This window comes from Spirosoma aerophilum, from assembly GCF_054782495.1.
This window is the reverse complement of sequence record NZ_BAAGSJ010000012.1, coordinates 35,247-50,201: the sequence shown is the minus strand read 5'-3', so window position 1 is coordinate 50,201 and position 14,955 is coordinate 35,247. Positions and strand designations below refer to the sequence as shown.

Here is a 14,955-nt window from a genome sequence, read left to right as displayed (position 1 = left end):
AGTTGGATGACGTGTCTACATTTACTTTATGAATAATCGAAGCTGGATACGTAGACAGGTTCTCTACCTAATTCGATCATTGAGGGAATACCCACTGCCTTAGCCATAACGTGGGTTATTACGCCTGGCTGGAACTGGCTGAGTGGGCCCATCTGCTGACTATTCAGTAAATGAATAATGGGATCTCTTTCATCTATCTGCCACATAGCAGTGTGTGCTTTAAAATGAGCCAATACGCTTTCCAGAAGGACGGCAAGAAGGTCCGACCGACCTTCCTCCAAATAAACACCTTCCAGCGTGACAAATGCCTGTTTTGATGGGTTAAAGAAACGCCTGAGACCTGGAATATAGGGAGCAACGTTCCGGATGAATGGTCCAAGCTTGCCTGGAATGTGGATCAGTTTCCAGACGATTGGGTTTGCCTGAACACCTGCCAATACGTGTCCATTCTCTTCCAGAGTAAAGTAATGATTGTTATAATTGATGTTCAAAAAGTTCTGAAAACCATAGCCTCTATACTGTTTTTTAACCAGATTCAGAATTCTGTCGGTATCCGGTACAGATACCAGGTTAAAGCGGGCATCTAGATTGGGCGCGAATCTCCGGAACATGAACGTTTTTAACTTGGCAACGGACTCGAAGTTTTCCCGAAGTGATGCTGCCATAGAACGGGTGTTTTTGGCTTCAATGTATGAGTAAAATAGGTAGGGCTCTGACACGTTTTTGGTGATATACTCTATAGCGCTTGATTTCAGTAGTTGTCCGTATCCTTTCCCCTGAACATCGCCACGAACGGCCAGATAACGACCATAAAAGCCGTTCACTGAAGTACCTGGAAAAGCAACCGGCCGTTGATCCAGACAGTACAAGCCAATCAAATTCTGATGCTGGTAGAGGTGAAAAAAGTAGGGATTATGTAGTTGCTTTAGTTTAATCTTCTGGCCAGTTTGCTGGTAACGAACGCCTTTTGTGCCATAGGTGGTCTGTTCAAGCAACGTAACGGCTTGCTCATCAGCATCGGCCGATACGCTTATTGACAAGCTGTCTTGGCTAAACAGAATTTCCTGTTTTGATGTAATCATAAGGTCTGACTTCAACCTAAATCATAATGGATACAATATTAAATATAGCTAACTAGTAGAGTATTTGTTTTGTCTTCTGGACACTTCAATACCCACAACTGAAAGGAAAATCCAGTTTGTCCTGCCAAACACACTATTTGTCCTGCAATTATGCCGAGTTGGCACGGGAACCGTTAGCTAAATTTATTTGTGCGTAAAATTGCTATGCTATTGTAGCTATGGGAGGATGAATATGTTGAAAATAGGGCTACAATGGCAGTTAGAAGTATGCATGTTTCTGAATCGACCTATACGTTTTTTATGTCTTCTTTAAGCCAATTATCACACGATATAGCCAGGCCTGATTTCGCGCCTACTGATTCTCAGAAAATAATTTTGGAACAGGCTATCCGGCTCCTTGACCTTGAGGTTAGTTTTCAGGTCACTGAACATCCTGAATATTTACAACTTGTTGATCAGTGGCTTAATGCTCCGGATTAACATAAACGATCTTCTACAATGGGTTATCAACGAAGACTTATTTGACATTCAAGTTACTCAATGGGGTACTGCTCCTTTTTAGACCTCAATCAGGCATTTGCTGGAAATATGTTTTTCGGGTTTTTTTCTTAGTGTAAAATTGTGTTGTTTCTATTGTTTCATGACGCAGATGTTGCTGTACATGCTCTAGACTAACCCCTTCTTCTAATAGGAGCTGGCCGACGGTATGCCGTAAACTGTGGGCTGACATACCAGTTCGTTTCAATCCATGTTTTTTCAGTTGCTTATCGACGATATATCGTATTTGGTAAGTCTTCAGGTCGTGAAATAGATATTCTCCGCGTCGGTCGTAGGGAAGGGGCCACCGGCCTGATTCCTCCAGGTAGCTTTGTAGGACATCTCGACATCCAGCAAAAAATTTTATGGCTTTCTTCGTACTCTTGCCCTTGCCCAACACCTGTAATTGATGTCTTTCGAAGTCTAAATCACTTAGCTTCAACCGAGTCACTTCGACGGTTCGTAGGCCTTCCAGACCCAGTAAAACAAAAACGGCCTTATCTCGTGTACTCTCAACATCCCCCAGAATCTGGTTCCTTTCCCCAGCCTCCAGGCTATCCTTATAAAAGGTTCGCTCAATGGCCAGTCCCCGTACATCGCCAATATCGCGTAAGGCATTTAGTTGATCCTCATCCAGATGCAGGTCATCCCGTCGACGGATACACCAGGTTGCTAACTGCTTGACGGCCGATAAGTACAGGTTAATGGTAAAGGCTGAGTATTGATTATCTTTCAACTGCTGTACGAAATCAGAAACCGTCAATCCACTGAACGAGGCCGGTTGCCCTAGTTCATTCTGTTCATGAACATACATGAAGAAGGCATTGAGTGCTTTGGTGTACGTTTCTTTGGATCGGTCTCCCCGCAGGTTTTTCGCTTCGCGAATGAATCGTAGTACCAAATCATTGGCTGCCGGTGGTAACTTAGTGGTCTTGGGATCAACGACAACGCTCGGGCAACCGATCGTCTGGTAGAATAGTAAAAATTTGCGGATTGGCGATACCCGGTTGGGGGGTAACTCGGCCGTGAATCGGGTGAAGCTTAATCCGTCAATGCCGAACCCTTCTTTTAAACAAAACTCGACAAACACTCTGGCGTGTCGTGGATAATTACTTGCCTTAGGCAGGTCGGCTCCAAAATAGCGAATCAGTTGACTCACCGTGTAACGTGTAAGTATCTTTCCGAGGGCTTGGTTAGCTCCGGTACTTTCAGTAAGTTTTACTTTTAAAGATATCTCTGCCATATAAATGTAAAATTGGTGAAAGATTCTATTTTCACCAATTCTCGCAAACTATAATTTACAAGACGGTGAAAGAAACTGATTCTGTTTTACCGTCTTATGATGGGGAGTGGCCAACATTCGTACGAAATGTTCCATGAAAGAATCTTCATGAAGATAAAAGAATAGTAAGGCGCCAATTAAGTAAGTGGTAAAGGAAACGTTCGATTTATTTACTGAGTCAATGCATGGCAAATTAATAGCTTTTGAATGTATTTTCTGGGAAATAAACCCGGTTAAACAGCCAAAGTAAGCTATCGATCACTTGAAGTCGAGTTATTTTACCCGCAGAGTTGGCCTGACGGAACATTTCGTACGAATGTTGGCCCCCCCAACTTACCGCTTTGACAACTTGATCGTATACAAATGAGTTTTTCCGTCAAACGGGGAGTTGTACTCCGTTCGTCGCCACACCATAGTCTGCGGACTTTGTTCCGTCACGGTATAGGAGAGTGCATCGTAATTACCTTCCACGCGTAGTTGCTGGCCGTTTGTGCGCCAGTTCGCTGAGGTAAATCCGAAAAGACTGTTCAACCTATTCTGGCAATCCGCCGAGGTTGTGAGCTGTAATGCGCCGTCAGCTGCAAATTCGTATCGGGTTGGACCCACACAATCTTTACCAATGTTTTGCTGATATAGCTGGAGAACATCTGTATTACTCCCATAGTTGGGAGAGGTAACAGCAGGATCAGCCGTAATCGTGGTAATCTGCCAGCTACCCGACTATCTGTGCGGAGTCGATTGCTGGCCCGGCATTCTCTTTTGAACAACCAGCTAGCAGAAGCAAACACAACAGCGTGCAGGCTCTTGGTAGTGTCAATCGTATCATAATCGTTGAGTAATAAATTCACTTAACTTACTTGGTAGCCGCAACTTTCGGTTTTTTAAATAAGATGCCGGCGATGTACCTGGTTGGATTCGTCTTTACATCAATGAACCCCTTCTGGATCAACACGTCGAGCCGAATAAATTCTTGTAGTAAGTTTTCATTACTGACGATTTCTCGCATCTGGGCACTAGTGAATCGATAGTTCTGAAGTAGTATTTGAGTTGCTTTACTCTGAAGTTCTTCAGTCGGTTGAGCATACACCATGTCCATTTCCTCGTTAAAGGTATCAAATGCTTTGTTGTCTTTTCGAGACTGCCTCTTTATCGTAAAAATGAGCGTCGTGATAAAGCGGCCTTCTCTCTTTTCGTTGACGAAAACTTCGATATCCGTCTTCTGATTGATTTCTTCCATCGCCCGAGCCAATACGGTCTGCTTGAAGTTAGACCAGCGAACGTATTGTTGGGCGTCGAGGATGTCTTTCAAATCTGTAACGCTAACCCGCCAGATACCTGTATCAAGGAACTTACAGAGTCTCGTATATAAATTCTGAGCGTACTGACTATTAAGGGACAAGGCTGCCTGAAGTTGGAGCTTGGTATACCCCTTACTTAAGTCGATCATGTAAGGCACCAAGTGTTTATTAACCTCAACCGTTAATACACCTTTACTATAGCGGGCCATTGGAAAAACGACCACTGACGTAAACTCGTGCTGCGCTGGGGAATCAAGGTATAGTTGCCGGGATGTAAGTCGCTGGGCAACCCTCTTGTATGTCGAGTAATTAACCTCGGAGGAGGAATTAGGTAGTTGTAAATCAGTAATGGGAATCTTGAATGCCGGAAATTCACTTGGAAGGGTTTCGACTTCAGCAGGCCTCAGGGTCTGAAGCTGTTTAATATGCCTGAGTATCAGCCAATAAACTCGCCTTTCTAGTAAGTCGAAGTTGTTTCGAGATAATAGTAGCCGGAGCGGCTCTTGAATGTGGACGAGTTCTCCCATGTTATTTCCTGGTAAGTCTAGCTCAAAAATATGAATAATCGCTATCAAAGCAATATAGAAAGTCCCTATCTTGCTTTACGGTACTCCATTGACCTACTTTTATATTGCTTTACTTATCTATATACCTGATCATTAGTAGTTTAGGTTTAGCTTATTTTACATGTTGTACTTACCAAAATTTAACGAATAATATGAGTAACATATTGTTATTAGGTATTAAAAATGTCATGTATATAATTAACTGAAATTTATATTTAAAGCATCATGAGTGTATATGCATCTTGCTTTAAACCTACTTATATCTTGCTCAAATCTACTTCCATCTTGCTTAAAAGGTCAATTGTGGATACTTCTGTCTTGCCTGAACCTACCACCATCTTACTTTAACCTACTTGTATCTTGCCTAAACCTACCTACTTCTTGCTAAAAACTACCTGGATCTTGCCTTATATTAATTGAAACTTTCGTAACTAATTGTTTTATAGATAGTTACTCACATAGAAAATGACTTACAAGTATCAAATAATCAAGTTCTCAATTTCAGAACAATTAAAAATAAGAAACAAGTTGTAATTGATCAAAGGTGTATTGAGGTGATAAGTCTACTTATGAATTGAAGATCAAATTTTTAAATCAGAAATTGATAAAGCATTTCATAGAGATTAGTTTTACTCTCAGAGTAAAATAAAAAGGTAATTATCTTTATACTAAATTCACCCTTCTCCGCCATGAAGAAAAAGACAAAATTTACTGAAAAAGAGTATCAGTTCTTACTAACAGGTTTATCAGAACAAATTACTAAAGTTCCGAAACTTAGACCTGACCGGGATGAATGGGATATAGAGGGTAATTGGCAGGAATGTGGCGACATTCATTTTGTCGATAGTAAATACATGGCTGATTTCGCCATTTGGCGGGACTTTGGATGCAAAACCGTGAAACTGATCAACTATGGCCGGCCAGCTGTACGCATGAGTTTTTTCAGTAAGCATAAATATTGGCTCAAAAAGCCTCATGACCTCACAGAAGAAGAACGCGACGGACATATTAATGACTATCTCAATGGCTTGTTATTATCAATTAACCAGCTACAGAATAAGATAGACCATTTACCGCCACTGGCCCAGGCTGAATCTCGTCGTAAAATATACAATGCTCAGCAGGAAATAGAAGCCTGGCAGCAAGTTCAGCAACAATCAGCTAAATATGAGTTAGCCGTTTCAACCTACCAGCGGGGGTATGCTTACTTATATATCAGCTATAAATACCAGTTGCCAACCGGTGAGTATGACAATGCCTCAGAGCACTTGCTACACCATATTCGTGATCGAGTTGGTAACATCACTCAGAGTAAGCAAAACGTTATTTTTGTCAACATGGCAGAAATAAACCGGGTGCATCCGCAGCAGAACAAGGAAATCGAGAATTACCTGAACCGGTTTTCGCTTAAAAGTACATCAGGGCCTAAATGGCTTTACGCTCGGCCACGGACCGAGTTAGAAAGCCAGGAAGCGTTTGGCCTATTAACTCCAGCGAATGATCAGGCCCAGTTAAATTTGTTTGATGAACCTTGACGAGTTCAGTGTGCTGGCGATACTTACAGGTAGTTATATTAAATATGAATAAGACGGGTATCCTGAATAACTGGTACAACACTATATTATACAGCACTTAAAATACTATATATCAATATGTTACGTCTAAAATTTCATTTTAACGGTCGTTTTGAGAGACGGACAATACACGCTGTTAGTCTGCACTAAAAATTTTGCTCCGGTGGTTCAAGCCCCATTCCTTTAACGCTAAGACTACCGGCGTCAAGCTATCGGCGTACGCTTCGGAAGTGTATAAAATCTGGACTGGGTAACCCCCCACCACAGTTCGCTTGATAAGCTTATGCTCTTCCAAATCTTTGAGCTCTTTCGCCAACACCTTTGGCGTTATCCCCGGAATACTATCCCGAATATCGCTAAAGCGATCGTTACCCACGCCGATGGAAACGATAATGGGCAGTTTCCATTTGCCGTTGATCACGTCTAGGGCATCCCGTAGGGGCTTTACCGTATCGATACAATTACTATGTCCTCGCTTAACTGCCATAACGTTCAACTATACAACTGTGGTTTCCTAAAGGAAACTAGTATACAAAGGAAACTAAATAAGGCTAATTTTGCAACATAACTTTAGTTAAACAGACCGTATGTCCACGTTCAGTCGGCGTTTACGCGTCAGCTAATTGATCACCATGACTATCAATACAAGGAATCAAAAATGGGAGTTGCAAAGCCGTGTTCCCCAAATTTTAGGCATAAACTATCCGATTATCCAAGGAGCCATGTCGTGGCTTACCGATGCGCAATTAGTTGCCCAAGTAAGTAATGCAGGAGGCTTAGGAATGCTCGGTCCCCATGCAGGTCAAACGACCAACCCCACCTCTAATGAAGACGTGATTAAACGAATGCGGGCAGAGATACGCAACGTGAAGGCTTTAACCGACAAGCCTTTTGCCGTACCGGTGATGGTTTCAGCCAACCCTGATATGATTCCGCTGATGACCAATTTGCTGTTGGAAGAAAATGTACCGGTGGTTCTGATTAACGGTGTTGATGCTGAGTTATTTAAAATTTTTAAAGCGGCAGGCCGTAAAATCTTATGTCGCCCCATTGATGTCACACCCGAAAACGCCCGGGAAGCCCAGCGATTGGGGGCCGACATCATCATCGCTACGGGCTTCGACGAGGGCGGATCGCTTCCCAGCAAACCCATTGGCACCTTTTCCATTACGGCCCAGATCGCTCAAGCCGTTTCTATTCCCGTACTGGCAGCGGGCGGTATTGCGGATGTTAATGGCGTACGGGCTGTGTTTGCTTTGGGGGCAGAAGGGGTGTATGCGGGTACGCTCTTTTTGGCAACCCAAGAAAGTCGCATGGCCGCTAATGTGAAGGAGATGGTGGTCGAAAGCAACGCGGATAAGTTGCTCATGTTCCGTTCGGCTTTCTCCTTTTACCGTTCCCTTCCTACGCCTTTTGCCGATAAGCTAGTCGAAATGGACAAGGCGGGTGCCAGTACTGAGGCAATTACCAATGTGTTGGTAGGGAACCAGGGGATGCGTGTGGGTATGGTGGAAGGCAATCTGGATGAGGGGTACATTTCGGTAGGCAACGGCATTACGTACATCCATGAAATCCGTTCGGTGAGCGCCGTGATCGAGGATGTCATGCGTGATTTTATCTAAGATCTCGCCTTACATTCAACTAGTATGGTTTAGAAAATCGGAGAATTGTATTCTATTCACTGGCGTTGAAAGTGAGTAAAAAACAATCCTCTACTTAAAACGCTCCTGCTTGGGACTAAGGAACGGTTATAACTCTGCGCCTTAATGGGGCCTTTTTTGAGCCAGTATACGCTCGGAAGAATGCTACTAGAAAACACTATACTTGTAACAAAGAAGATAACCGGGAGATAAGACTAGGCACCCGACCGAAATTACTCAGACTGATTCAACAATGACGCTCCTCCAGCGGATAAAGCGCAATAAACAACCCATTTGTGCCGCGCTGCTGGTGGCAACCTCGGGGTTAGCCTGGTATTTTGGCAACGCCCTGACGGGAACCTATTGGTACCTGGTTTGGCTAGCGCCGATTCCTCTTTTAGGGCTGGCCTACGACCGCTCCCCCAGAACCAGTTTTTGGTTGGCTTTCGCGGCTTGTTTACTGGGTAGGCTGAGTTGGCTGGCTTATCTACAAACCCTCGTTACAATTTTCCCGGCTCTACTGCTGACGCTGGCACTGGCCTATGTGTTTGCTCGCATCCTGGTTTGGTCAACCACCATCGCCTACGCGCTCAATGCGTGGTACACGGTTTTTGCCTACCCCGTCTTAATGACCAGCTTCGAATACCTGGTCGGAACGTTTTCACCCGATGGAACGGCTACCAGCCTGGCCTATACCCAAGCGGATGTGGTACCGTTGATTCAGATTGCGTCGGTAACGGGTAGTCTGGGCATTACGTTTTTGGTCAGCTTATTTCCCGCCCTGATGGCACTGGGGTGGCGGGCTTATCATCGAAACCGGTCCTGGATTCCCTCCTTAGTGAGGAGTGCCGTCCTGGTGTATGGCCTGTCGTTTTTCTACAGTTGGTATCGCCTCAGTGCTCAAAAGTCTTTAGCGGGCCTCAGGGTGGGATTAGTGGCCTTGGACGAAAAGCGACATCACAAGGCCCAGCAGCGTACGGCTCCCCAACTCAGGCATCTGCTGGATGACTATTCACAAGCGGTTGCGTCAGCCGCCGAACAAGGCGCTGCCATTATTGTCCTGCCCGAAACGGCCATCCGAGTAAGGCCCGACACGTATCAACCGGTCGTGGCTTCGCTCAAGTGTATGGCCCATCGGTATGCGGTCTCGCTGGTGGTTGGACTCGCTGATTTCAGTCAACCCCAGGCCCGCAATAGGGCAATGGTCATCAATAGCAAGGGAGAAGTGGTCGCCAACTATACCAAGAACCATCTGGTGGGCGGCTTTGAGCGCCAGTTCACCCCTGGCAACCAAGTGGGCCTGTTTAGCATAACCGGTCAACAGGCGGGTGTTGCCATCTGTAAAGATCTTGATTTTGCGGGTACGATTCGCCGGTACGGCAACCAGCGGATTATGGGCTTATTTGTACCGGCGAATGATTTTGTGGTTGACGCCTGGCTGCATTCCCGTATGGCGTTAGTACGGGGCGTTGAAAACGGCTTTGCCCTGGTAAGAACCGCTCGGCAAGGTCGCCTGTTGGTTAGCGATGGGTTAGGTCAGGTTTTAAGTGAAGCCACTACGTCAGGGGGTAACAAGGCGATTTTGATGGGCACCCTGCCCGCTTCACCACTGGGCAGTTTCTACGCTAGGACCGGGAACTGGTTTGGTCTGGTTAATCTGTTGGTCGCCGCTTACTTCGTATGGCGGGCCAGGTTCATCCGGAAATCCGGTCTGGCTTTGCTTTGGTCGGTTCGGTAACAGTAGTAATATAGCGACTATTCATTCTCCTGTCAGCGTTCACAATTCTCATAAATTGCTTCCACCTTTTTGTAGCGTGTTGACTACGTCAAAGGAGACTATATCCGAAGCACACGCTTAAACACGTTGGCAAACTTTTTTACAGCGTTATCCGACTAGTCTAGGATAATCTATACTCGACCAAATAGAATCACCCCAGTAAATCGATTAGGTAAACTTTAACACGACCAAATGGGTATCAGGCTGGTAGTCTCTGGTAGAAACAAGAGTAATTAACACCAAAGTTTGAGGTCTGATCAATCAACTATTCAGGTGACAACCATTATCTTCGCGAGTAAATCACTGTAAATGAGTATACATTTCCCTCTGGCATTGACGCAAAAGTTGTCCAGCGCTAGTGTGCTTGCCCCACTTTTATTTACCCTTACCTGCTTATCATTTATCATATATTCGCTTTATCAGAGCCAACAGCAGCGTCAGTATAATGAAGATTGGTTACTGCAAACGGGGACGATCATTTCGATGCTGGGCCATGTAAACACCTTAGCCGTCGAAGCTGAAACGGGCACCCGAGGCTACTTACTAAGCGGACATAGAAGCGCCTTAGAACCTTATGAGGGGGCACTACAGGAACTTCCTATTCAATTAAACACCTTGCGTCCACTTATTGCTAGTTATCCTGAACAGCAAGCGCCCTTTACGATTCTTCGGAAACTGATCCGCCAACGATTACTGCTTAGTCAGAACTTGATTCAACTTCGCCAGCTGGGGCCGAATCCGAGGTTAGCCCAACGGGAAATCAAGGAAGGAAAACCCCTGATGGACCGGATTCGACACCAGATAAGCCAGATGACCGCCCTGGAAAAGCAACGGCTGGTAAGTCGTCAGTCTAGTCTTGGGGAGGCTACCCGCCGGGGAAAATGGTGGGGGCGCTCGTTAGTCGTTATTTGTCTGTTGATGGTCCTAACAGCGGCTTCGCTAGCTCAAGTGCTCCGAAAGAACATTCGCCAAAAAAGGCAACTTCAACAGCTTCAGAAAAGGCTTGTTAGTCAACTTACTCAGCAACAGCAACTCGAAGCGGATCTGATTCGGCAAACCGATCAGTTGCGAACCACGTTAGACGCCTCCCTCAACGCTATTCTTTCACTATCGGCCCTGCGCAATGAGCAGGGGGAAATCATTGATTTTCGAATGGATACGGCCAACGCGACGGTAAAACGAATGACGGGACGGGACGTTGATAAAATTCGTGGTCGTACGCTATTGGAGGTCTTTCCCGGCAACGCCGAAAATGGTTTTTTGGATTTGTTTAAACGAGTTGTCAATACGGGAGAGGCTGAACAGTCGATGCAATATTATCACGACGATCAGGGGCTAGAAGGCTGGTTTGAGGTATCGGCCGTCAAACAAAGCGAAGACCGGGTGGTGGTGACCTTCATTAATGTGACGGATCATCAGCAGGCCAAACAAAAAGCGGAACGAACGCTGCGTCAATTGCAAGAGTCGAATGACAATTTAGCGCAGTTTGCCTTTGTTGCTAGTCACGACCTGCAAGCCCCGTTGCGCAAGATTCAAAGTTTTGGTGAAATATTCTTGCAGCAGCATGGGTCTACCTTACCGGATTCAGGAGCCGAGTTAATAAACAGGATGCTCCAATCCAGCGAACGTATGAGTAGTCTGATCCGCGGCTTACTGAACTATTCCCGATTGGGTGGCTCTCACAGTCCACACCAGCCAGTGGATTTAGACGAGCTTTTGGACGGTATTCTAAACGATCTGGAATTAATTATTGCCGAAAAACAGGCCCTTGTGGAGGTCGATCAACTGCCTCAGGTTTTGGGTGATCCTTTTCAGTTGCAGCAGCTCTTCAGTAATTTGGTATCTAATGCGCTCAAGTTTTCCAAGCCTAACCGAAGGCCGCATGTGTCGATACGCTGTCAGGTGGTGGCAGCGCACACCTTGCCTGGCTCCTTATTGCCCGCTTCAAGAAGCCAGTTGTCGTACTACGAACTCAGTGTGATTGATAACGGTATCGGTTTTGATGAGCAGTATATGGAGCGCATCTTTAAACTGTTTGAGCGGTTACATGGCCAAAATTCATATCCGGGCAGTGGGATTGGGCTAGCCATCTGCAAACAGATTGTAATGAATCATCAAGGTATGCTGCTGGTAGGAAGTAAACCCGACGAAGGGGCTACCTTCCGGGTGTACCTGCCAGTAAATAATCAGCCTGAAATCAATTGGTCAAGTTTGGTTTAAGGAAAACCAACAAACGTAGTGTCCGTCTCTTACCCAATTTTGTTAACAAACGACCTACGCTTTTTAAGGGCTTAAAAGGCTTCAGTATGGCTTTATATCTGGATACCTAGGAGGGTTTGTTTACTAATAGCGTAAAAAAAGCGGCAATAGTCATTCCTGCTTTGTCACCCTCTTTTTATAAAATCTCACTAATCGTTGGTTTTCTTGTTCTGATCGAAGATAATACCCTAGCGGCCAAAAGCCACTTGGGATCGATCCGGAACTCATTTGCCTTAGGTTTAACTAAACATTCACACAGTATCAGCGATTTACAGGTCAGTGGTTCATCTCAATTTACGCAACCTGACATGGCACATTCGTTCACAATCGCGGTTGATTCGGCCGTTCTGGCTGATTTACAAACCAGGCTGACCAATACCCGCTGGCCCGATCAAGTCGATAATCAGAACTGGCTGTTGGGCACCGATAAGACCTATTTGCAGCAGTTCTGCTCGTATTGGCAGCACGAGTTCGACTGGAAAAAGCAACAAGACTACTTGAATACGTTCTCCCATTTTAAGACGACGATTGACGATCTTGGTATTCACTTCATTCACCAAAAAGGAGAAGGGCCGCATTCGGTCCCGTTGCTGCTGACCCATGGCTGGCCTGACTCGTTTGTTCGCTTTTTAAAACTGATTCCCCTGCTGACAAAAGCTGATGAGACTGGACTTTCCTTCGACGTGGTCGTCCCCTCCATTCCAGGCCATGGATTCTCGGACATTCCCACCAAAAGCGGCATGAACGCCAAGCGAATTGCTGGCTTGTTCGCTGAGCTGATGACCAAGGAGTTGGGCTACGAAAAATTCGTCGCTCATGGTGGAGATGTCGGTAGCGAGGTTACCGAACAACTGGCTTTACATCATGCTAAGGCGCTGCTGGGCATTCACCTGACTGATATTCCCTATCATCACATTATTACGGCCAACGAGGACAAACTCAGCAAAGCGGAAAAGAGCTACAAGCAGGAAGTAACGCAATGGCAGCAAACGGAAGGAGCCTATAATGCCATTCAGAGCACGAAGCCTCAGACGCTGGCCTATGGCCTCAACGACTCACCGGCGGGACTAGCAGCCTGGCAGTTGGAAAAGTTTTACGCCTGGAGCGATTGCGGTGGGGATCTGGAAAGCTGTTTTACCAAGGATGAGTTATTGACCAATCTGACGATTTACTGGGTCACCCAAACCATCAATTCGTCAGCTCGCCGGTACAACGAAGCCATGCAGGATATGATGCAGGAGATGTTCAGTCCGCTGGTAAAACTGAATCCCTTTGATAAAACCGGCACCAAGGCGGATGTACCGACGGGGGTTGCTCAATTCCAAACCGACCTGCTGCCTCCGAAGGCCTTTGCCGAAAAGTTCTTCGACATCCGCCAGTGGAATAAGCTGCCCGAAGGGGGTCATTTTGCTGCGATGGAGCAACCCGAGTTACTAGCCGAAGATATTCGGCAGTTTGTGGGTGGATTATCAACGGTAAAATGATAGGGCAAGATGCCTTTTTTTACCAACGTGAAATAGTAGTTTCGTTGGTTTACAGAAGAACACCGTACCAGCAATGTTACGGTGTTCTTGGTTTGTTACCCCTGTTTTGTAAATTCTCAGTTAACGCTCCGAATTCAATAACGGTAACCCTCTTTTACTGAATACCTCCAAGTATGGTGGGTAAGTTCGCTCTTTTCTTGATCAGTTTCGCGCCTGATCCAGCAAAACATCCCCTCTAAACGATCGGTTAGGCTCTTGATCAGTTACCTGCTTTTTATGACCGCTACTAATCCATTTCAACGCTACGACGAAACCGACGACCGGCAATTTTACGGGCAGCCCCGCCTGGTCAACCACATCGACGAGGCCGCCGTCCGGGCAACCACCAACTTATATGCTGAGTATTTGCCCGCTGGCGGCAACATTCTCGATCTGATGAGCAGTTGGGTAAGCCACCTGCCTACCAACATACACTACGGACGCGTGGCCGGACTGGGCATGAACGAGGTCGAGTTGAAGGCCAACCCACAACTCACTGAGTACGTGGTACAGAACCTGAACCAAATACCCAGCCTCTGCTACGGCGATAATACCTTCGACGGTGGCATGGTAACCGTGTCGGTGCAGTATCTGACGCAGCCGGTGATTGTTTACCGGGAGCTGGCGCGCGTGCTGCGGCCCGGCAGTCCGTTCCTGACCGTATTCTCCAATCGCATGTTTCCTACCAAGGCCGTTGCCATCTGGCAATCGCTCGATGATCTAGGCCATCAGCAGTTGGTCCGTTCGTATTATGAGCAAACCGGCCTGTTCGACCAAATAAAGATCCTTGATCGTAGCCCGGGTGGCTGGAGTGATCCGCTGTTTGCGGTGGTAGGCTGGGTTAAAAATGAGCCTTACTCAACAGATGATTCATATGGTATTAGTTCGATAAGCAACTAAGGGGGAGTGCTCCCATTTATACGAAATGGTCCACCAACAGTAATTTGTATAGCTGATCAATGTGTTATGAGGTCAAGTAAGAAAACGCTCTTTATAAACACACTAGATTTTAGATTCAGCTCCCTTGCTTGTTACCCGCCCAAGAAATTACTGCGTATATTGGTCCCATCATGGAAAACCCAAGCCCGATCCTGCGCTACCTGTCAACGGCTTACCGAGAGCAGACGCCCGTTATGGCTAACACCAATGCGTGCGTGAGCCACCTAACCATTATCTCGGAAGATCCCCTGTTGTTTGAGGTCGAATTATCCATCGGCGCGGATCAGGTGCGGACATACGCCATCCAGCAGCTATCGACCGAGTCGATCGACAATCCTCTCTATCAAGTCGCCCCGGTGCATCAGGGCGCAACGGGGTCTTTCTCTAAACTATCTGAGTCGGACTTGTATTATATGATTAGCGGCAAATCGTTGACCGACGAAGAGTAACAGGTTACCTTCGACAAGCCGTGGCTTAG

The 14,955-nt window shown here is 46.1% G+C and carries 12 protein-coding genes; 7 read left to right on the top strand and 5 right to left on the bottom strand.

Annotated features, from left to right (window positions below):
* Nucleotides 1-26: 26 nt before the first annotated feature.
* The 4 genes from ACYVK4_RS11140 to ACYVK4_RS11125 form a co-directional block, all read right to left on the bottom strand.
* The gene (locus tag ACYVK4_RS11140; protein ID WP_461127584.1) at nt 27-1,082 is read right to left on the bottom strand and encodes a GNAT family N-acetyltransferase; all 1,056 of its coding nucleotides are present in this window, start codon (nt 1,080-1,082) and stop codon (nt 27-29) included.
* Between the two features lie 565 nt (nt 1,083-1,647).
* Nucleotides 1,648-2,778 carry a tyrosine-type recombinase/integrase gene (locus ACYVK4_RS11135; protein WP_461127583.1) on the bottom strand — a complete coding sequence of 377 codons (1,131 nt, stop codon included), beginning with the start codon at nt 2,776-2,778 and terminating at the stop codon, nt 1,648-1,650.
* Between the two features lie 456 nt (nt 2,779-3,234).
* On the bottom strand, nt 3,235-3,597 hold the full coding sequence (locus ACYVK4_RS11130; protein ID WP_461127666.1) for a lipocalin family protein: 363 nt from the start codon (nt 3,595-3,597) through the stop codon (nt 3,235-3,237).
* Nucleotides 3,598-3,754: 157 nt separating this feature from the next.
* Nucleotides 3,755-4,726: a RepB family plasmid replication initiator protein gene (locus ACYVK4_RS11125; RefSeq protein WP_461127582.1), complete on the bottom strand. Its 972-nt coding sequence runs from the start codon at nt 4,724-4,726 to the stop codon at nt 3,755-3,757.
* Between the two features lie 728 nt (nt 4,727-5,454).
* Between ACYVK4_RS11125 and ACYVK4_RS11120 the strand changes: the two genes are divergently transcribed.
* A complete protein-coding gene (locus ACYVK4_RS11120; protein ID WP_461127581.1) occupies nt 5,455-6,300 on the top strand; it encodes a hypothetical protein in 846 nt (281 codons plus the stop codon).
* 175 nt (nt 6,301-6,475) lie between these two features.
* Here ACYVK4_RS11120 and ACYVK4_RS11115 read toward each other — a convergent pair whose 3' ends face one another.
* The gene (locus ACYVK4_RS11115; protein ID WP_461127580.1) at nt 6,476-6,826 is read right to left on the bottom strand and encodes a winged helix-turn-helix transcriptional regulator; all 351 of its coding nucleotides are present in this window, start codon (nt 6,824-6,826) and stop codon (nt 6,476-6,478) included.
* Nucleotides 6,827-6,971: 145 nt separating this feature from the next.
* Here ACYVK4_RS11115 and ACYVK4_RS11110 point away from each other — a divergent pair, with 145 nt between their 5' ends.
* The 6 genes from ACYVK4_RS11110 to ACYVK4_RS11085 all read left to right on the top strand — a co-directional run bounded on the left by ACYVK4_RS11110 (nt 6,972) and on the right by ACYVK4_RS11085 (nt 14,926).
* Nucleotides 6,972-7,961 carry an NAD(P)H-dependent flavin oxidoreductase gene (locus ACYVK4_RS11110; protein WP_461127579.1) on the top strand — a complete coding sequence of 330 codons (990 nt, stop codon included), beginning with the start codon at nt 6,972-6,974 and terminating at the stop codon, nt 7,959-7,961.
* A 271-nt stretch (nt 7,962-8,232) separates the two neighbouring features.
* Entirely contained in the window at nt 8,233-9,717 is a 1,485-nt protein-coding gene (locus ACYVK4_RS11105; protein ID WP_461127578.1) for a nitrilase-related carbon-nitrogen hydrolase, read from the top strand.
* Between the two features lie 348 nt (nt 9,718-10,065).
* Nucleotides 10,066-11,976 (top strand): sensor histidine kinase, encoded by a 1,911-nt coding sequence (locus ACYVK4_RS11100; RefSeq protein WP_461127577.1) that lies wholly within the window; start codon nt 10,066-10,068, stop codon nt 11,974-11,976.
* Nucleotides 11,977-12,323: 347 nt separating this feature from the next.
* Nucleotides 12,324-13,499 carry an epoxide hydrolase family protein gene (locus ACYVK4_RS11095; RefSeq protein WP_461127576.1) on the top strand — a complete coding sequence of 392 codons (1,176 nt, stop codon included), beginning with the start codon at nt 12,324-12,326 and terminating at the stop codon, nt 13,497-13,499.
* A 276-nt stretch (nt 13,500-13,775) separates the two neighbouring features.
* A complete protein-coding gene (locus ACYVK4_RS11090; RefSeq protein ID WP_461127575.1) occupies nt 13,776-14,438 on the top strand; it encodes a methyltransferase domain-containing protein in 663 nt (220 codons plus the stop codon).
* 170 nt (nt 14,439-14,608) lie between these two features.
* On the top strand, nt 14,609-14,926 hold the full coding sequence (locus ACYVK4_RS11085) for a hypothetical protein (RefSeq protein ID WP_461127574.1): 318 nt from the start codon (nt 14,609-14,611) through the stop codon (nt 14,924-14,926).
* The last annotated feature ends 29 nt before the right edge of the window (nt 14,927-14,955 follow it).